Raw genomic sequence first — 17,907 nt, 5'->3', positions numbered from 1 at the left:
TGGCTCTCGGGGGAACGCGTGGGTAACCACCAAGCGCTCGTCGCCTCGGTCCGGCAGGAGCTCGCCGAGGCACGCGGCACGGCGCGGGCGGTGCTGGCCGCGGCCGAATCGTCGCGCAACGAGGCGGAACAACGCCGGCGTCTGGTACGGGACGCGTACACGACCTGTCTGAACCAGCTGGCGGAGGCCCGCGAGTCGACCCGCGGCGACATCCAGCGTCGCTACCGGGGCGAATCCGTCAAACTCGCCGGTCATCTGCGCGGGCTGGCCACCGTCAGCGCCGCCGGGGCGGCCGGTGCCTCCTGGCGGCTGTGGTCCCCGACCGAACCGGACCCCGGCGACTCGCCCGGGCTGCTGCGCATCGGCACCCTCGCCTTCGACGAGACCGCCGGACTGCCCGCCCTGATCCCCCTGCTCGGCGCCGCCCACCTGCACCTGGACGGGCCGTCCACGGTGGTCGCCGACATGGTCACCGCGATCCTGCTGCGGGCACTCGGCAGCGTCCGCCCCGGCGACGTCCGGCTGACCGTCTACGACCCGGTGCACCTGGGCGGCACGCTCGCCCCGTTCGCGCCGCTGGGCGTCTCGTTCGTCGGACCGGGCGGCCTCGGCACCCTCCTGGACGACCTGGTGGAACACATCTGCCGAAGGGTCGCCAACCACACCACCACCGGCCCGGAACCGTGGCGCGTGGTGGTGCTCCTCGCCGACCGGGCCACCGCCGCCGAACTGACCGCCCCGCAACGGGCCCAGCTGGACCGGATCGTCCGCACCGGGGTCGCCTGCGGGGTGCACCTGGTGGTCCGCGGGCTGGACCTGGAGGACCACCCGACGGTCGAACGGATCGTCGCCGGCGACGAGACCGTCACCTGCTCCTCCCTCGGCGACCTGGAGGTCCGGCTCGACCCGCTGCCCCCCGCCGACCGGGTCACCGCGCACTGCCGGAGCATCGCCGACCGCCAGAACGCCAACCCGGCCGCGCCCACCCTCGACGACCTGGAACCGGAACGCCCCTGGGCCGAGTCCTCCCGGTACGGCCTGTCCGCCCCGATCGGCGACAGCACCGACGGCACCCTGGTCGACGTCCCGCTCGGCGACGACCCGCCGCACGCGCTGATCGGCGGTCCGCCCGGCTCCGGCAAGACCAACCTGATCCACGTCTGGCTGGCCGCCCTGTCCACCCGGTACGGCCCCGAAGAACTCGCCTTCTACCTGCTCGACTTCAAACAGGACGCGGCGTTCGCCCGGTACGCCCCCGGCCCCCGCGACCCGAGCTGGCTGCCGCAGCTGCGGCTCGCCGGCGTCAACGTCGCCGGAGACCGCGAGTTCGGCCTGGCCACACTGCGCCACCTCGGCGAGGAACTACGCGCCCGGGCCCAGGCCGCGAAACGCTGCGGCGCCGGCAAACTGGCCGAGCTGCGCACCCGCGACCCGGCCGGGCACTGGCCGCGGATCGTCGCCGTGATCGACGAGTTCCCGGTGCTGCTGACCGGGCGGGACGCCGCCGCCGAGGAGGCCGCCGACCTGCTCGAGGACCTGGCCCGCCGCGGCCGGGCCCAGGGCATCCACCTGGTCCTCGCCTCCCAGGAGGTCTCCGGCATCCAGGCGCTGTGGGGACGCCCCGGACTGATCGGCCAGTTCACCCTGCGGATCGCGCTGCCCAAGGCCCGGCGGGTCCTGGCCGACGACAACCTGGCCGCCGCGGTCATCCCCCGCTTCCACGCGGTGGTGAACACCGAGTCCGGCACGCCGGGCGCCAACCGGGTGGTCCGGCTGCCCGACGCCGGCGATCCGGCCGCATGGCGCACCCTGCAACGGCGACTGTGGCGGGACCGGCCGGCCGGCTGCGAGGAGCCACGGCTGTTCGACGGGGACGCGGTGCCCCGGCTGCCGTCCGCCTACCGCCGCCGCACGGGAAACACCGTCGGCTCCTCCCCCGGGGCGGTCCTCGGCGAACGGATCGACGTGGCGGCGCAACCGGCCCGGCTGCGGCTCGGGCGGATGGCCGGACGGAATCTGGCGGTGGCCGGTACGCGTACCCCGGAAGCCTGCGACATCCTGGCGGCCGCGGCACTCAGCCTGGCCGCACAGGGGCCCGCGCGGTTCACCGTCGTCTGCCTGGCCACCGAGGCGGAACACGCCGCCGCACGACTGGTCGCCGACCTGCCGGACGCCGACCGGCAGGACACCGCCGACCTGCGCCTCGACCTGACGGCCGGTGAGGTGCCGCGGTACCTGATCGGTTACGGCCTGGACGCCACCGCGCCGGAACACCGGACCGCCCTGCACACCCTGCTCACCGACGGACCCGAACAGCGCGTCCACGTGCTCGGCTGGTGGCGGTCCACCGCGCCGCTGGCCGGGCACCTCGACGCGATCGGCGCCTGGGTGGCCCTCGACGTCGAAGCGTCCGACCTGGCCGCGCTCCACCCGCAGACCGGCGGACCGGTCTGGCAGCCCCGGACCCGGCGCGCGCTGTTCTTCGACCGCTCGGTCCACCGCACACCCGAAGTGATCATCCCGTACGAGGTGAACAGTGACCACACGTGACCGGCAGCCGCTGGGCCGCGACTATCAGCTGATGGTGAGCGCCCTCGCCGAGGTGAACCGTCGCCGCGACGTCGAACTCGACCATGCCGAAAAGGCCTACCAGGACAGTGCCGCCCGTGCGGCCGGTGAGGTGGCCCGCGCCGAGAGCGACGCCCTGGCCGCCGACCGGTGGGCGGGCGCCGCGGCCGCTCAGGTGCTCGACGTGGACCGGGAGGCCGCCCGGCTCTGGGACCAGCTGCGCCGCGCCCGCGGCATGCGGGTCCGCGCACTGGGCGAGATGCCGGAACCCGCCCCGGTCGAAGCACTGCCCCGGGTGGCGTTGCAACGCCGTCCCGGACCCGACGAGACCCCCGACCCGGGCCGCCAGTCACCCCGCGTCCTGCTCGCCCGTGCCGCCGACCGCATCGACGACGTGATCGTCCGCCCGGCCGGCCGTCGCGGCCCGACCCGATGGACGACGATGCTGCTGCTGCCGCTGGTCGGCGCGCTGGCGGCGGGATTCACCGGCCTGGTCGCCGCGGGCCTGGTCACGTTCGGCGAGACGGCACCGCTGGGTGGCCCGCTGATCCGCGGACTGGGCTGGGTGACCTTCCTGGTCGCCCCGTCGGCCGGCGTCCCGGTGGCGGCGTTCCTCGCCCACCAGCGCCTGCACTCCCGCATGGACATCGGCGGCATCGCCCTGACCCTGGTCGGCGGCATGATCGCCGCCACGCTGCTCTCCCTGTCCTTCGCCGCGACCCGCTGACGGTCCCTTTTCTCGTACGAGCCACACCTCTCTCAACCGCAACGGCCACGTCCCCCGCCTCCGGCGGCTACCGGAGGCGGGACGCGGCCGTCCGCTGGTCTCCGAGGATCAGGGCTGGTTTCGGAGGATCGGGGCTGGTTTCGGAGAGGATCAGTGCTGGTTTCGGGGAGGATCAGTGCTGGTAGAAGCCTCGGCCGGTCTTGCGCCCCAGATCGCCGGCCGTGACCATGCGCTGCAGCAGCTCCGGCGGGAAGAACTTGGCGTCGCCGGTGTCCCGGTGGATGTTGCCCATCGCGTTGAGCATCACGTCCAGACCGGTCAGGTCCAGGGTCGCCAGCGGGCCCATGGCGTGACCGAAGCCCAGCTTCATCACCGTGTCCAGGTCCTCGGCACTGACCACACCCGACTCGACCAACTGGATCGCCTCACCCAGCAGCGCCGAGAACAACCGGTTCGAGACGAACCCGGCCACGTCCCGCTTGACCTCGACGCACGTCTTGCCGACACCCTCGGCGTAGTCACGCGCCGCCGCCAGGGTCGCGTCCGACGTCTGGTAGCCGCGGACCAGCTCGACCAGCTTCATCATCGGCACCGGCGAGAAGAAGTGGATCCCCACCACCGACTCGGGGCGGGCGGTGACCGCGGCGATCTGGGTGATCGGGATGGCCGACGTGTTGGTGCCGAGCACCGCATCCGCCTTGCAGATCTTGTCGAGGGCCTTGAAGACCTCGTGCTTGGCCTCGACCTTCTCGAAGATCGCCTCGACGACCACATCCGCCTCGGCGGCCGCGTCGAGATCGGTGGTCGGGGTGATCCGGGCGAGAACGGCCTCGACGTCGTCCGCGGCGATCCGGCCCTTGGCCGCGAACCGGGAGAGCGAGTCCTTGATGGCGCTCATGCCCCGGCCCAGTGACGCGTCGTCGACGTCGCGCATGGTCACCTGCCAGCCGGCCTGCGCGGAAACCTGCGCAATGCCGGAACCCATCAATCCGGAACCGATGACCGCGAGCCGACCCGCCATGCCGCAACCTCCCACGCGAGAACAACCGAACCGAGAGGAGTCTAGCGAGCCGCTTAACGAAGATTCAGCCTCCGATCCCGATCGGGGCGATTCCAGGGAAATCGGAGATCGGGAGTGCCACACTGTGCGCATGGCCACGAGCGACGGCTGGTACCTCATCGGACCATTGATCGCCGTCGGTCTGGTCGGCTTCCTCGGCGCGGTCTTCTGGCGCATGGGACTGCAACCCACCCCCGGGCGGGAAACGGTCCGGGACGGGTACGCGGACGGCCTGGCGATCTTCGGCGAGCGCGACGACTACGGTCTGCTCTGGCCCGCCGCCGTCACCGACGACCCCGAGGTGGCCGACGAGATCCGGCGGCTGCTCGCCGATGCGGGCATTCGAGCGACGAGCGCCGTCCGGCGGGACGGCCGGGTGACCGTGCTGGTCTTCTGCGAGGAGGTGGAGGAGGCACGCCGGCTGGTCGGCGACTCCCCCACCCGGTGACCACTCGACGGCTCCCACGGGGACCCGCCCACCGGCATCGCCCGGCGACCGTTCAGAAGTCGAACGTCGGCTCCGGCACGTCGGTCCGCTCGACCTCGACGCCCAGACGCTTCAGGTCGGCCACGAAGTCCGGGTAACCACGGTCGATGTGGTGCACCTCGCCCACCTCGGTCACCCCGTCCGCGCACAACCCGGCGATCACCAGTCCCGCCCCGGCCCGGATGTCGGTGGCACGCACCGGCGCCCCGGAGAGCCGCGCCTGACCGTTGACGACCGCGTGGTGCCCGTCGGTACGGATCTCCGCACCCAGCCGCACCATCTCGTTCACGAACATGAACCGGCCGTCGAAGATGTTCTCGGTGATCAGCGAGGACCCCTCGGCCACCGCGGCCAGACCGATCGCCATCGGCAGCAGGTCGGTCGCGAACCCCGGGTACGGCAGGGTCACGATGTCGACCGCCTTGGGGCGGTCCTCGATGCGTACCCGGAACCGGTTGTCGCCCGGCTCGACGGTCGCGCCCGCGGTGACCAGCTTGTCCAGTGCGATGTCCAGGAACTCCGGCCGCACCCCGTGCACGGTCACGTCGCCGCGGGTCATCGCCGCGCCGAACGCCCAGGTGCCGCCGACGATCCGGTCACCGACCGTGGTGTGCCGCACCGGGCTGAGCGGCCCCGGCACCCCCTCGATGATCAGCGTCGACGAACCGGCACCGTCGATCTTCGCGCCCATCGCGGTGAGCATCTCGCAGATGTCGACGATCTCCGGCTCGCGGGCCGCGTTGTCGATCTCCGTGACGCCGCGGGCCAGCACCGCCGCCATCAACAGGTTCTCCGTCGCACCGACGCTCGGGAAATCCAGCCAGATCTTGGTGCCGCGCAGGCCACGGGGCGCCTTGGCGATCACGAAACCGTGCTCGTTGGAGATCTCCGCGCCCATCCGGGCCAGGCCGGAGACGTGCATGTCCAGCCCCCGCGAGCCGATCATGTCGCCGCCCGGCAGCGCGACCCGCACGTGACCGCGGCGGGCCAGCAGCGGCCCGAGCACACAGATCGACGCCCGCAGACGGCGCACCAGGTCGTAGTCGGCCTCCGCACCCGGCTCCGCCGGCACGTCGATGATCGCCTCGGTGCCCCGCAGCTCGACGTCGCACCCGAGACGCCGCAGCACCTCGGCCATGATCGCTATGTCGGTGATCCGGGGAACATTCGACACCACGCTGCGTCCCTCGGCCAGCAACGCGACCGCCATCAGCTTGAGCGCCGAGTTCTTCGCGCCACCGACCGTCACGTCACCGGTGAGCGGTGCTCCACCCTTGACCCTGATCACATCCACGCGGGCCATGGTAGGAGCCGCCCGCCGCATCCGCCTCGTAGGGTGGCACCCATGGCAGTGCATCTCACCCGGATCTACACCCGCACCGGCGACGCCGGCCAGACCCGGCTGGTCAACAACGAGGTCGCCGCGAAGACCGCGCCACGGATCGCCGCCTACGCCGACGCCGACGAGTGCAACGCCGCGCTGGGCGTGGCCCTCGCCCTGGGTGAGCTGCCCGAGGACGTACGCGCGGTGCTCGGTGTCATTCAGAATGATCTCTTCGACCTGGGCGCCGATCTCGGCAACCCGCTCACCGACGAGAAACCGGAGTACCCGCCACTGCGAGTGACCGAAGCCTATGTGACCCGGCTGGAGGGGTGGTGCGACGAGTTCAACGACCGTCTCACCCCGCTGAGCAGCTTCGTCCTCCCGGGTGGAACCCCGGGCGCGGCGCTGCTGCACGTGGCCCGCACGGTGGCCCGGCGGGCGGAGCGGTCCGCCTGGACCCTGATCGAGCAGGAACCGGAGCGGACGGCGACGCTGCCGGCCAAATACCTGAACCGGCTGAGCGACCTGCTCTTCATCCTGTCCCGGGTGGCCAATCCCGGCGGCGACGTCACGTGGGTCCCCGGCGGATCTCGTTAGGAGCCCGCTCACCGGTACGACCCACCGGCTCACTCCGCGGCTGGAAGCGCCGGCGCGTTCTGGTGGAGTCGGTGGTCTGCGCGACGGGTGCTCGGCTGATGGGGGTCAGGGCAGGAGTTCGCCGTCGATTACGGTGACGGCGCGGCCGGCTATCAGGGTGCGGTCACCCAGCAGCGTCACCCGGACCAGTCCGCCGCGGGCCGAAGCCTGGAACCCGGTCAGCTCGGTACGCCCGAGACGCTCCCCCCAATAGGGCGCCAGAGCCGCGTGGAGCGACCCGGTGACCGGATCCTCGTCCACCCCAGCACCCGGCGCGAAGAGGCGGGACACGAAGTCGTAGCCGCCCCCGGAGTCACCGGCCAGGGCCGTCACCGCGATGCCCCGCTTCGAGACCCCCGCCAGACCTCGCATGTCGGGGACGACCGCGCGGACCGTCGCCTCGTCGGCCACCTCGACGATCAGATCGCTGGTGTTCGGGCCGGCCAGGTGCACCCCGAGGATCGGCACGCCGAACGCCTCGGCAAGCGCCGGATCGGTGGGGACCGCCGTCAGCGACTCGGTCGGGAAGTCCATCGTGATCGCACCGTCCGGCGCCACGTGGGCGACGAGCACTCCGCTGCGGGTGGCGTACCGCGCCTCGGTGATCTTCTCGGACCGGGCCAGGACGTGCGTGGTGGCCAGGGTCGCGTGGCCACAGAGGTTCACCTCGACGGCCGGCGTGAACCAGCGCAGCGCCCAGTCGGCGTCCCCGCCCTCCGGCAGCCGGTGCACGAACGCCGTCTCGGAATGGTTGACCTCGCCGGCCACCCGGAGCATCCAGTCGTCAGCCGGGAATCCGTCACCGGGCAGGACGACGACCCCTGCCGGGTTCCCCGCGAACGCCTGCTCGGCGAACGCGTCAACGATCCTGATCCGCATGCCTCGACGCTAACCGTGTCCCGGCCCCGTTCCGACACCCAATCCCCGACCGGTGGCCCCGACGACGGACCAGCCACGCTGATAGCCCGACAAGACAGCACACGGAAGTTGAGCGTGGCGACTGGACACGTTTCGGGTGCGAAGCCCATCCGCGTGGTGATTTCGGGCGCGCTGGACACCCGAAGTCACCACACCCCTGGTGGTGTGTTGAATACGGGCGCGCTGCACGCCCCAAATCACCACACCCGTGGGGGCGTGTTGAATACGGGCGCGCTGGACACCCGAAGTCACCACACCGGTGGGGGCGTGTTGAATACGGGCGCGCTGGACACCCGAAGTCACCACACCCGTGGGGGCGTGTTGAATACCGGCGCGCTGCACGCCCCAAATCACCACACCCGTGGCGGTGTGGTGAATACGGGCGCGCTGGACGCCCCAAATCAACACACCCGTGGAGGTGTGGTGAATACGGGCGGGATGGGCGGCTGAAGTCACCACGCGGACCCTGATGACGAAACGTGTCTAGATCAAGGAAGCGAACCGGATCGACGCGGAACCGGATCGACGCGAACTAGATCGAGGACGCAAAGACCGTGGCAGTTCTCGGCGGGGCGAGGCCCAACACCGCGTCAGCTCTCGGCCGGCCGCGGCCCGAACACCGGACGGCCGGAGACACTGCCCGGATCTCCGGGCGGCCCTGCCTCGAGCCAGGAGAGGAAGCCGGTGACCGTGGTCTCGGCCATCGCGATCTCCAGATCCACGTCACCCGTGCGGCACCGGAGCACGACCCAGTGGCCCGGCATGCCGAGGCGTTCCGGCCCGACCGGCAGGCGACGTTCCTCGACGGTCAGCGTGCGCCGGTCGAGCACCCGTTTGGGGCGGATGGCCAGGCTGAACATGCGGTGGAACCGGAGCTCGTCACCGGCGAACTGGCCCAGGCCGGGCGACCAGCCCCGGCCGGGCACCATGGTGCTGATCCGCACCTGGAGCCGAATGGTTCCGCCGCCGACCATCAACAGGCGGCGGCGGAAGAAGACTGCTGACAGGAGCGCGAGCAGCGCGACGACGCAGATTCCGAAGACTTCCAGAATCCGCATCGCCGGTGTCAGTGAGACTCGGGCGTGGCGGGAGTGGCGCTCTCGGCCAGGATCGTGACCCCGTTGGCGTCGATGGAGAGGAACCCACCGGCCACGTCGTAGGTCAGCTGGTCTCCGCCGGCGAGCTTGACCCGCACCTGCGAAGGCTCCTTGAGCAGGCCCAGAAGCGGGGAGTGGCCGGGGAGCACACCGATTTCACCTTCAGTGGTGCGCGCCACGAGCATCTCTGCCTCGCCGGACCACACCTTCTCCTCGACGGCGACGACTTCGACGTGCAGCTGGTTGGCCACGCTGTCTCCCCTTGTGCGCTGCAGAATCTAACGAGTGAAGTCTAAACGGCAGCCCGCACCGCACTGGTACGGGGTGCCTGATCAGCTCTCCTGGGCGACATAATCGGGATTGTCGAGCAGGAATTCCGCGATCCGGTCTTCCTTGACGGCCGTGAAGAAGTCCGCCGACGACGGCTCGAACTGCTCGCCGAGGTACTTCGAACCCTCGAAGAGACCGCCGCCCGGGATCTTGATCAGGGTCATGTCGTCGGTGTTGACGCCCTTGAGGGCCAGGCCCCAGTCGACGAGGCCGTTGCCGCCGCCGTCGAAGGTGAGCGAGTCGCCCGCGGCGTCCAGCACCTTGAGCAGCTTGGTCGGGTCGGTCACCACGTCCTTGCTCATGGCCTGCTTGGCGATGGCCTTGACGAACTGCTGCTGGTGCCGCTGGCGGTCGTAGTCACCGTTGGGCAGGCCGTAGCGCTGACGCACGTAGTCGAGCGCCTCCCAGGCCTCCAGGTGGTACGTCCCCTTCTTGTAGACCTTCTGCTCCCCGATGTACGGGTGGGCGCAGCTGTTGTCGGCACACTCGGGCCGCCGGTCGCGGGCCTTGCCGTTCGGCTTGAGGTGCTCGGACTTCACGTTCTGGTCGATCGTCATGGTGACGCCGCCCATCGCTTCGACGATCTTCTTGAAGCCGCCGAAGTTGATGATCGCGCCGGCGTCGAACTCCTTGACGCCGGTCAGCTCGGTCATCGTCTTGGCGAGCAGCTGGAAGCCCTGCTTCACGTCGTGCTCACCGTTGCCGACCGAGCTGCCGAAGGACATCGCGGCATTGATCTTCGACTTTGTCCCGTTGAAGCCGGTCTTGGAGAACGCCGGAATCTGGACGTAGAGGTCGCGCGGGATGGAGAACAGGAAGATCTGGTCCATGCTCGCCGGGACGTGCGCCACGATGATCGAGTCGGAGAGCGGGGCCGTCTTGTCGTCGCGCGGGTCGATGCCGGCGAGCAGGATGTTGATCGGGCCCTTGATCTCGCTGGACTCCTTGGTGCTGGCCTCGGCGGAATCACCGATGAGGCTGCCACCGCCGGCGTCCACGGAGCCGGTGTACTTGGCCAGGACGGCCTGACCGCCGACCAGGACGACGCCGCTGCCCACCATGAGGACGCAACCGAAGACGGCGCTGATCCGGGCCCACAGCGGGGCTCGACGCCTCATCGACTTTTTCTTGATCTTGGCCAACGCGATCCCCAAACTCGTCCGGAACCGTTCTATGACCCCGGGTGGCTCGCAGGATCATCCCAATGCGCGGCCAAGCATACCCAAGCAAAACGCAAACTCCGGTATCTCATAACGCTTTCCCAGGAAGCCCAAACCGGACAAAGAAACAGAATGCAGAAGGGCCGCTCCGCTCAGTGAGCGGAACGGCCCTCAGGGTGACGAAAAACGTCAGCCCTTCATCAGCTCGTGCGCGTTCTTCTCGAGGTCCTCGAGGCCACCGCACATGAAGAAGGCCTGCTCAGGGTAGTTGTCGTACTCACCCTCAGCAATCTTCTTGAATGCCTCGATGGTCTCCTTCAGCGGGACCGTCGAGCCCGCGACGCCGGTGAACTGCTCGGCGGCGTAGGTGTTCTGCGACAGGAAACGCTCGATCCGGCGCGCCCGGGCGACCGTGATCTTGTCTTCCTCGGAGAGCTCGTCCATGCCGAGGATCGCGATGATGTCCTGCAGATCCTTGTACTTCTGGAGGATCCGCTGGACCTCACGGGCGACCGTGTAGTGCTCGACACCGACGAACTCCGGCGCCAGGATCCGCGAGCTGGAGGCCAGCGGGTCCACGGCCGGGTAGATGCCCTTGTCGGAGATCGACCGCTCGAGGTTGGTCGTCGCGTCCAGGTGGGCGAACGTGGTGGCCGGCGCCGGGTCGGTGTAGTCGTCGGCGGGCACGTAGATCGCCTGCAGCGAGGTGATCGCCTTGCCACGGACCGACGTGATCCGCTCCTGGAGCTCGCCCATCTCGTCGGCCAGCGTGGGCTGGTAACCCACGGCGGACGGCATACGGCCGAGCAGGGTGGAGACCTCGGAGCCGGCCTGGGTGAACCGGAAGATGTTGTCGATGAAGAGCAGCACCTCCTGGTTCTGGACGTCACGGAAGTACTCCGCCATGGTCAGAGCAGTCAGCGCGACCCGCAGACGGGTGCCCGGCGGCTCGTCCATCTGGCCGAAGACCAGGGCGGTCTTGTCCAGAACGCCACCCTCGTCCATCTCCAGGATGAGGTCGTTGCCCTCACGGGTACGCTCGCCGACGCCGGCGAACACCGAGGTGCCACCGAAGTTACGGGCCACCCGGATGATCATCTCCTGGATGAGCACCGTCTTACCCACGCCCGCGCCACCGAACAGGCCGATCTTGCCACCGCGCACGTACGGCGCGAGCAGGTCGAGCACCTTGATGCCGGTCTCCAGCATCTCGGTCTTCGGCTCGAGGTCGGCGAACGCCGGGGGCTTGCGGTGGATCGACCAGCGCTCCTGGATGTCCAGCGTCGACGGGTCGACGTTGAGCACCTCGCCGAGGGCGTTGAACACGTGGCCCTTGGTCACGTCGCCGACGGGCACCGAGATCGGCGCGCCGGTGTCGGTGACCGCGGCGCCGCGGATCAGGCCGTCGGTCGGCTGCATCGCGATGCCGCGGAGCAGGTTGCCACCCAGGTGCTGGGCGACCTCCAGCGTCAGCGTCTTGGTGCCACCGGAGAGGGTGACATCAACGTGCAGCGCGTTGAAGATGGACGGCATGGCGTCACGGGGAAACTCGACGTCGACGACCGGGCCGATGACCCGGACGACGCGGCCGACAGCGGTCTCCGCCTTCTTAATGGGCTCAGCTACAGCAGTCATCACACATCACTTCCCGCCGCGGCCAGCGCGTTGGCGCCGCCGACGATCTCACTGATTTCCTGGGTGATCGCAGCCTGCCGCGCGGAGTTCATCTCGCGCGTGTACCGCTTGAGCAGATCGTCGGCGTTGTCCGACGCGCTCTTCATCGCCCGCCGCCGCGATGCCGACTCACTGGCGGCCGAGTCCAGCAACGCCGCGTACAGACGCGTGTTGAGGTACTTCGGGAGCAGTGCGTTCAGCAGCTCGTCGGCTTCCGGCTCGAACTCGTACGCGGGCCGCAGCTCGGAGGAGTTCTCCTCCGGCTCGTCCTCGACCTGCACCGGCGCGAGCGGCTTCGCCTGTGCGGTCTGCGTCATCAGAGACTTGAACTCGGTGCTCACGATGTGCAGCTCGTCCACGCCCGCGATGCCCTCCGGGCCGAACGTGCCCTCCGTGGCCGAACCGGCCGAGAACGCCTCGATCAGCGCGTCACCGATGCGCTTGGCATCGGCGAACGACGGACGCTCGGAGAACCCGGTCCAGCTCGCGGCCACGTCCCGGTTACGGAAGCGGAAGTAGCCGGTGCCCTTACGGCCCACGACGTACAGCGCCACCTCCTTGCCCTCCGAGCGGAGCTGAGTCATCAGCTGCTCGGCGGCCCGGATGGCGTTGGCGTTGTAGGCGCCGGCCAGGCCCCGGTCACTCGTGATCAGCAGGACACCCGCCCGCTGGACGCGCTCACGCGCGACCAGCAGCGGGTTGTCGACCGAGGCGTTCGACGCGAGCGCGCCCAGAACCTTGGTGATCGCCTCCGAGTACGGCCGGGAGGCGTTCACCCGCTCCTGCGCCTTGGCGATGCGGCTGGTGGCGACCAGCTCCTGCGCCTTGGCGATCTTCTTGGTCGACTTGACGGTGCGGATGCGCCGCCGTAGCGCCTGTACCTGACCGGCCATGCTTAGTTACCGCCGGCCTGGAAGACCTGCTTGAACTCGGTCACCCCAGACTTCAGGGATTCGATGTTGTCGTCGCTCAGCAGGTTCGTCGACTCGATCGAGGTGTAGACCTCGCTGCGGTGCTGCTTCACCCACTGCAGGAACTCCTGCTCGAAGCGGCGGACATCACCGACCGGGACGTCGTCGAGCTGGCCGGTCGTGCCGGCCCAGATCACGATGACCTGGTCGACAGTGGAGTACGGCGAGTACTGCGGCTGCTTGAGCAGCTCGACGAGGCGGACGCCCTTCTCGAGCTGAGCACGCGACGCCTTGTCCAGGTCGGAGGCGAAGGCGGAGAACGCCTCCAGCTCACGGAACTGGGCGAGGTCGAGACGCAGACGGCCGGAGACCGTACGCATCGCCTTGACCTGCGCCGAACCGCCGACCCGCGACACCGAGGTGCCGACGTTGATCGCCGGGCGGACACCCGAGGCGAACAGGTCGGTCTCGAGGAAGATCTGGCCGTCGGTGATCGAGATGACGTTCGTCGGGATGAAGGCCGAGATGTCGTTGGCCTTCGTCTCGATGATCGGCAGACCCGTCATCGAACCGCCACCCAGCTCGTTGGAGAGCTTGGCACAACGCTCCAGCAGGCGGGAGTGCAAGTAGAAGACGTCACCCGGGTACGCCTCGCGGCCCGGCGGGCGGCGCAGCAGCAGCGACACGGCGCGGTAGGCCTCGGCCTGCTTCGTCAGGTCGTCGAAGACGATCAGGACGTGCTTGCCGTTGTACATCCAGTGCTGTCCGATGGACGAGCCGGTGTACGGGGCGATGTACTTGAAGCCGGCCGGGTCGGACGCCGGGGCGGACACGATGGTCGTGTACTCCAGCGCGCCCTGCGCCTCGAGGGTGCCCCGGATGCTGGCGACGGTGGTGGCCTTCTGGCCGATCGCCACGTAGATGCAGCGGACCTGCTTCTCCGGGTCGCCGGAGTCCCAGTTCGCCTTCTGGTTGATGATCGTGTCCAGCGCGACCGTGGTCTTGCCGGTCTTACGGTCACCGATGATCAGCTGGCGCTGGCCGCGGCCGATCGGCGTCATGGCGTCGATCGCCTTGATACCGGTCTGCAGCGGCTGCTTCACCGGCTGGCGCGCCATCACGTTCGGCGCCTGGAGCTCGAGCTCGCGGAAGCCTTCGTTCGCGATCTCACCGAGACCGTCGATCGGCTTGCCGAGGGCGTCCACCACGCGGCCCAGGAAGGCGTCGCCCACCGGGACGGAGAGGACACGGCCGGTGCGCTTGACCGGCTGGCCCTCCTCGATGTTCGCGTAGTCGCCCAGGATCACGGCGCCGATCTCACGGACGTCGAGGTTCGACGCGACACCCAGGGTGCCGTCGGCGAACTCGAGCAGCTCGTTCGCCATCGTCGAGGGCAGGCCCTCGACGTGTGCGATGCCGTCGCCCGCATCGGAGACGATGCCGACCTCCTCGCGGGAGACCTCGGGCGAATAGGACGAGACGTAGCGCTCTAGCGCCCCCCGGATCTCGTCCGAGGAGATGGTCAGCTCGGCCATCCTCTGCCTTCTCTGTCTAGCTCGGGACGTCGCCGCCACCGAGGGGCTTCTCGATAAGGAATCGAGGGGAAAGGACTGCTAAGCGAACGCCTGCTTGGCGGCGTTCAGCCGACGCAGGATCGTGCCGTCGTAGAGGTCGGAGCCGATCCGCACGCTGACGCCACCGAGGACCGACGGGTTGACGTCGACCTTCAGCGAGACCTCGCGGCCGTAGAGCGTCGCGAGCTTCGCCCCGAGGGCCTGCTCGTCAGCCTCGGTGAGCGGCTTGGCCACCGTCACGTACGCCACGTCGCGGTCCCGCTTGGACGCGGTCAGCTCGATCAGCCGGTTGAGCGAGGCGGCGAAGCCTCGACCGCCGAAACCGTCGAGTGCGACCTCGACCAGCCGCTCCGTCACCCGGTGAGCCTTGCTCAGGAGCAAGTCCTGAACAAGCTTAACCCGCTGGGCGGTCGGAGCATTGGCGTCACTGAGCGTGACGTCCAGGGACGGGCTGCCGGCGACGATCTGGCCGAAGCGGAACAGCTCGTCCTCGACCTCCGCCAGCTTGTCGTCCCGGGCGGCCGCCGCGAGCAGCGCCTCGACCCCGAGACGCTCGGTGGAGTCGAGCAGCGCGCCGGGCTTGGCGTGCCGGCCGGCGACGAGGGCGGCCACGGCGTTCACCGTGGTCTCCCCCACCTTTCCGGCGACCAGCGAGCGGAGCAGCTCGGCACGGTCCTCACCGGGGCGCGACGGGTCGGTCAGCGCCCGGCGCAGCGGGATCTGGGCGCGCAGCAGCCCGGCCACCGACAGGATCTCGTCGGCGACCGCGGCCAGCTGCTCGGCCGAGGCCGACGCGGTGTCCGCGGTGAGCCGCTCCGACGCCGCACCGTAGGCCTCGCGGCTCACGCTCGACATCAGCGCCGCCCACCCGCGACGTCAGCCGCGCCGAGCTCGTTGATGAAACGGTCGACGGTGCCCTGGGTGCGGGCCTCGTCGGCGAGAGCCTCGCCGACGATCTTGCTGGCCAGGTCGACGGCGAGGCTGCCGACCTCGGTGCGCAGTTCACGCACGATGGACTCACGCTGCGCGGCGAGCTGCTCGTTGCCGGCCGCGATGATGCGGTCCGACTCCTCGCGAGCCTTCGCCAGCACGTCCTGACGGATGCCCTCGGCGTCCGCCCGGGCCTCGTCACGGATGCGCGCGGCCTCGGTGCGAGCCTCGGCGAGCTGAGCCTTGTACTGCTCGAGCAGCTCGTTCGCCTCGGCCTGAGCCGTCTCGGCACGCTTGAGTCCGCCCTCGATGGCGTCCACGCGAGCCTGGAACGTCTTCTCCATCATGGGGAAGACGAACTTCATCAGTACAAAACACAGCACGGCAAAGGCCACCGACCCGACGACGATCTCCTGCCAAACAGGAATGATCGGGTTGTGGACCGTCTTGGCGCCTTCTTCAGCTGCCAGATAGAAGTCGATCATAACCACCTCCTAACAAGGCAGAAGGTCAGACGATCGGGCCCTGCCAGATGAAGCCGAACGCGATACCCAGAAGGGCCAGCGCCTCGATGACGGCGAAGCCGATCCAGACGTAGGGCAGGGTCAGGCGGGACGACTCCGGCTGGCGAGCGGTGGACTGGATGTAGGCCGAGAAGACCAGACCGACACCGATGCCGGGGCCGATGGCAGCGAGACCGTAACCGATGGCGGCGGTGCTGCCCTCAACGGCGGCGAAAAGGTCCATTGCTAGTTCCTCCTGGTATCTCGCGTGACTGTCACGCGGGACGACAACGGGGTGTTACGGAGTTCCTGGGTGGTGCTCAGTGCTCGTCCGCGAGCGAGCCTTGGACATAGCTCGCGGTCAGCACCGTGAAGACGTAGGCCTGCAGGCAGATCACCAGGAACTCCAGCATCGTGAGTGCGATGGTGAGCACCCAGGAGAGCAGGGAGATCGGCGCGAGCAGTGCGTTGGCGTTGATCATCGCGAAGCCGCCGAGGGTGAAGACCAGCAGCAGCATGTGACCGGCGAACATGTTGGCGAACAGACGAACGGCGAGCGAGAACGGCCGGACGATGAAGTTCGAGAAGAGCTCGATCGGAACCAGCAGCGGCAGGATGAACCACGGCGCCGGCGGGATCAGAGCGTGCTTGAAGTACTTCAACGGACCGTGGTGCCGCATGCCCACGTAGATGAACATCACGTAGCTGATCACCGCGAGGATCGCCGGGAACGCGATGTGCGACATCGGCGAGATCTGGACCAGCGGCACGATGCCGAAGAAGTTGTTGACCAGAATGAAGAGGAACAGCGTCGTCAGGTACGGCGCGAAGCGCACACCCGCCGGGCCGATCATCTCGACCGCGATGTTGTTACGAACGAAGCCGTAGGCGCTTTCGGCCATCCACTGCTTCTTCGTCGGGACCAGCTGCGGCTTCCGGTAGGACACCAGGAAGAACACGATGATCAGCGCGACAGCCACCCACACCAGGAGGGTGACCTTCGTGAACCAGTAGTTGTTCTCCGCGCCCCACGGCAGGATGCTGGGCAGGTAGAAGTCCTCGACGCTGGGCGGGAACTCTGCCGCGAGGACCGTCGACTGACCGATCACCATGGCCCTTTCCTGTCAGGCGCCGAGCCGGCGCACGATGAGGTACACACCCCCGGCAACCCCGAGGACCGCGCCGAATCCGGCGAAGATGCCTCTGGTGCCGACGAAGTGGTCGACAAGCCAGCCGATCCCGCCCCAGACGACCATGCCCGCGATGAGGTAGGAGACCGCGGTCATGCCCACACCCGTGTCGGGTGGGTTCGGACCGTTGTCGCCGCGGGATTCGTGGGGAGGTTCTTGGCCGGTCATGACGGCCCGAACGATATCAGCAGGTAACACGAAGCAAAGGGGGACCCCCCGCACAACCGCAGTTGTCCAGGCGTCAGGGGTCTCGCGACTGGAGGACACGGTACTCCTGTCGCGCACAAAGGGAACACGGCACGGCCGAACGGGTCACCGTTTCGTGGCTTCTGATCGAGCACCACCCCTTGGAACAGGGGGAACATGAGTGTTCTAGATCACCTCAGGGCGGGTTCGCCGGTACATCCACCAGGCTTGCACACCGGTCCAGACGATCACCCCGGCCACGATGCCCAGACCGAGGGCCGTCTTTCCCTCCCAGTCCGCCGAGACACCGAAGGCCAGAACGACTCCCAACAAGGTGTATTTGACCATATATGTGAGAAGTCCGAGGGGCATCAGCAGAGATGGCCGCACGGTGTCCGCCCAGGCGATGACGAGCGTCGACATCGTGTAGCTCAGGATCACGACCAGCACGCCGGTCGCGGCGCCCACCGCTCCGGCGGGCCCCTGCGCCAAAAAGCCGGCCGACGCGGCACAGAGCAGCAACGCCGCGGAGACGGCGGACAGGAACGGCAGATGCTCCACCCGCCAGCGCGGGTCGGCCGGCAACGCCGGCAGGTCGGGCAACGGGGTGTCGTCCACCTCCTCCGGGAGAT

General features: G+C 68.9%; 19 protein-coding genes. 4 read left to right on the top strand and 15 right to left on the bottom strand.

The annotated features are described in order from the left end of the window. The first annotated feature begins 18 nt into the window (after positions 1-18). Positions 19-2,550 (top strand): FtsK/SpoIIIE domain-containing protein, encoded by a 2,532-nt coding sequence (locus WH85_RS14795; protein WP_045742429.1) that lies wholly within the window; start codon positions 19-21, stop codon positions 2,548-2,550. Then, the gene (locus WH85_RS14790) at positions 2,537-3,295 is read left to right on the top strand and encodes a hypothetical protein (protein ID WP_045742428.1); all 759 of its coding nucleotides are present in this window, start codon (positions 2,537-2,539) and stop codon (positions 3,293-3,295) included. The genes WH85_RS14795 and WH85_RS14790 overlap by 14 nt, the downstream gene beginning before the upstream one ends. A gap of 172 nt (positions 3,296-3,467) precedes the next feature. Here WH85_RS14790 and WH85_RS14785 read toward each other — a convergent pair whose 3' ends face one another. Continuing rightward, positions 3,468-4,316, bottom strand: coding sequence for a 3-hydroxyacyl-CoA dehydrogenase family protein (locus WH85_RS14785; protein ID WP_045742427.1), 849 nt, complete (start codon positions 4,314-4,316; stop codon positions 3,468-3,470). A 130-nt stretch (positions 4,317-4,446) separates the two neighbouring features. On the opposite strand from WH85_RS14785, the gene WH85_RS14780 reads away from it, so the two are divergent. Continuing rightward, positions 4,447-4,803, top strand: a complete 357-nt coding sequence (locus WH85_RS14780; protein ID WP_045742426.1) for a hypothetical protein — start codon at positions 4,447-4,449, stop codon at positions 4,801-4,803. A 52-nt stretch (positions 4,804-4,855) separates the two neighbouring features. Here WH85_RS14780 and murA read toward each other — a convergent pair whose 3' ends face one another. Then, positions 4,856-6,145: a UDP-N-acetylglucosamine 1-carboxyvinyltransferase gene (murA, locus tag WH85_RS14775; protein WP_157411003.1), complete on the bottom strand. Its 1,290-nt coding sequence runs from the start codon at positions 6,143-6,145 to the stop codon at positions 4,856-4,858. A gap of 42 nt (positions 6,146-6,187) precedes the next feature. Here murA and WH85_RS14770 point away from each other — a divergent pair, with 42 nt between their 5' ends. Further along, complete coding sequence (locus tag WH85_RS14770) at positions 6,188-6,763, top strand: cob(I)yrinic acid a,c-diamide adenosyltransferase (protein ID WP_045742424.1); 576 nt, start codon at positions 6,188-6,190, stop codon at positions 6,761-6,763. 105 nt (positions 6,764-6,868) lie between these two features. Here WH85_RS14770 and WH85_RS14765 read toward each other — a convergent pair whose 3' ends face one another. The 13 genes from WH85_RS14765 to WH85_RS14705 all read right to left on the bottom strand — a co-directional run bounded on the left by WH85_RS14765 (position 6,869) and on the right by WH85_RS14705 (position 17,893). Further along, a complete protein-coding gene (locus WH85_RS14765) occupies positions 6,869-7,681 on the bottom strand; it encodes a PhzF family phenazine biosynthesis protein (RefSeq protein WP_045742423.1) in 813 nt (270 codons plus the stop codon). A 629-nt stretch (positions 7,682-8,310) separates the two neighbouring features. Continuing rightward, on the bottom strand, positions 8,311-8,778 hold the full coding sequence (locus WH85_RS14760) for a DUF2550 domain-containing protein (protein WP_045742422.1): 468 nt from the start codon (positions 8,776-8,778) through the stop codon (positions 8,311-8,313). An 8-nt stretch (positions 8,779-8,786) separates the two neighbouring features. Then, a complete protein-coding gene (locus WH85_RS14755) occupies positions 8,787-9,068 on the bottom strand; it encodes a F0F1 ATP synthase subunit epsilon (protein ID WP_045742421.1) in 282 nt (93 codons plus the stop codon). 81 nt (positions 9,069-9,149) lie between these two features. After that, the gene (locus WH85_RS14750) at positions 9,150-10,265 is read right to left on the bottom strand and encodes an LCP family protein (RefSeq protein WP_045742506.1); all 1,116 of its coding nucleotides are present in this window, start codon (positions 10,263-10,265) and stop codon (positions 9,150-9,152) included. A gap of 231 nt (positions 10,266-10,496) precedes the next feature. Then, on the bottom strand, positions 10,497-11,945 hold the full coding sequence (gene atpD / locus WH85_RS14745; RefSeq protein WP_425394644.1) for a F0F1 ATP synthase subunit beta: 1,449 nt from the start codon (positions 11,943-11,945) through the stop codon (positions 10,497-10,499). After that, positions 11,942-12,874 (bottom strand): F0F1 ATP synthase subunit gamma, encoded by a 933-nt coding sequence (locus tag WH85_RS14740; protein WP_045742419.1) that lies wholly within the window; start codon positions 12,872-12,874, stop codon positions 11,942-11,944. Before WH85_RS14740 ends, atpD begins: the two co-directional genes overlap by 4 nt. 2 nt (positions 12,875-12,876) lie before the next feature. Next, positions 12,877-14,427, bottom strand: coding sequence for a F0F1 ATP synthase subunit alpha (gene atpA, locus WH85_RS14735; protein WP_045742418.1), 1,551 nt, complete (start codon positions 14,425-14,427; stop codon positions 12,877-12,879). Positions 14,428-14,505: 78 nt separating this feature from the next. Next, a complete protein-coding gene (locus WH85_RS14730; protein WP_045742417.1) occupies positions 14,506-15,324 on the bottom strand; it encodes a F0F1 ATP synthase subunit delta in 819 nt (272 codons plus the stop codon). After that, on the bottom strand, positions 15,321-15,881 hold the full coding sequence (locus WH85_RS14725; RefSeq protein ID WP_045742416.1) for a F0F1 ATP synthase subunit B: 561 nt from the start codon (positions 15,879-15,881) through the stop codon (positions 15,321-15,323). Before WH85_RS14725 ends, WH85_RS14730 begins: the two co-directional genes overlap by 4 nt. 25 nt (positions 15,882-15,906) lie before the next feature. After that, on the bottom strand, positions 15,907-16,143 hold the full coding sequence (locus WH85_RS14720) for an ATP synthase F0 subunit C (RefSeq protein ID WP_045742415.1): 237 nt from the start codon (positions 16,141-16,143) through the stop codon (positions 15,907-15,909). Between the two features lie 76 nt (positions 16,144-16,219). Continuing rightward, a complete protein-coding gene (gene atpB, locus WH85_RS14715; RefSeq protein ID WP_045742505.1) occupies positions 16,220-17,008 on the bottom strand; it encodes a F0F1 ATP synthase subunit A in 789 nt (262 codons plus the stop codon). Positions 17,009-17,023: 15 nt separating this feature from the next. After that, positions 17,024-17,185 (bottom strand): AtpZ/AtpI family protein, encoded by a 162-nt coding sequence (locus WH85_RS14710; RefSeq protein WP_169792445.1) that lies wholly within the window; start codon positions 17,183-17,185, stop codon positions 17,024-17,026. Positions 17,186-17,461: 276 nt separating this feature from the next. After that, entirely contained in the window at positions 17,462-17,893 is a 432-nt protein-coding gene (locus tag WH85_RS14705) for a hypothetical protein (RefSeq protein WP_083449016.1), read from the bottom strand. Between the last annotated feature and the right edge of the window lie 14 nt (positions 17,894-17,907).

Origin of the sequence: Actinoplanes rectilineatus (assembly GCF_000962825.1) — a bacterium.
Classification (GTDB): domain Bacteria; phylum Actinomycetota; class Actinomycetes; order Mycobacteriales; family Micromonosporaceae; genus Actinoplanes; species Actinoplanes rectilineatus.
Note: the sequence above shows the minus strand (reverse complement) of the source record. Positions and strands in the feature narration are given on the sequence as shown.